Source organism: Paraburkholderia oxyphila NBRC 105797 (assembly GCF_000685075.1).
Lineage (GTDB): Bacteria > Pseudomonadota > Gammaproteobacteria > Burkholderiales > Burkholderiaceae > Paraburkholderia > Paraburkholderia oxyphila.
In genome coordinates this window covers 1-926 of the sequence record NZ_BAYD01000292.1, presented here as the reverse complement: position 1 = coordinate 926, position 926 = coordinate 1, and the positions used below count along the sequence as shown (strand labels likewise).

Annotated in this window: 1 protein-coding gene; it reads left to right on the top strand. The window is 64.1% G+C overall.

Features of this window, described 5'->3' with window-relative positions; genetic code table 11:
- A partial coding sequence (locus BO1_RS49015) for a TIGR03842 family LLM class F420-dependent oxidoreductase (RefSeq protein WP_028223799.1) occupies positions 1–926 on the top strand: 926 nt, incomplete at its 5' end.

Sequence of the window (926 nt, the reverse complement as noted above, 5' to 3'; positions counted from 1 at the left end):
AGGGCTTTGACTACTGCTGGTTCTACGACTCGCACATTCTGTGGCGCGAGTCGTTCGTGGCGATGGCCATGTGCATGGAGCACACCACCAAGATGCGCTTCGCGCCGTGCGTGACCAATCCGGACGTGCGCGAGTGGTCGCTTGCCGCCTCGCTGTACGGGAGCCTCGCCGCGCAATCGAACGGCCGCATCGATATCGGCCTGGGTCGCGGCGACAGCTCGCGCCGCGTGATGGGCAAGAAGCCGGCGTCGATGGATCGCGTGGCGGCCTTCACGCAGGCCGTCAAGGGCATGGTGCGCGGCGACGAGGTGATGTATGAAGACGCGCAGGCGCCGGTCAAGTTTCCGTGGGCCAATGGCTACGAACTGCCGGTGTGGATCGCGGCGTATGGTCCGCTCGCGCTCAAGTGCGCGGGCGAGCATGGCGACGGCGTGATCCTGCAGCTCGCCGATCCGGGGCTGTGCAAGTGGTTCACGGACCAGGCGGTGTCGGCGGGCAAGGAGGCCGGGCGAGACATGTCGAAATACCAGGTTCAGGCGGCCGCGCCGGCGTACTTCGGCAACATGGACGAGTGCATCGAGGCCACCAAATGGTTCCCGGCGATGGTCGGCAACCACGTGGCGGACATCGTGGACAAGTATGGCAAGGACTCGAAGCTGGTGCCGAGGAGCCTGACCTCGTACATCGAGAAGCGCCGTGGCTACGACTACTCCAAGCATGGCCAGAGCGACAACCCGTACCTGGACTTCATCACGCCGGACGTGGTGGAGAGCTTCTGCGTGCTGGGCACGCCCGAGCAGCACATCGAGAAGATCGGCAAGCTCAAGGCGGCCGGCGTGACGCAGTTCAACATCTATCTCGACAACGGCAACGAGGCGCAGATCATCGAGACCTACGGCGACAAGGTCATTCCGGCGTTTCGTTGA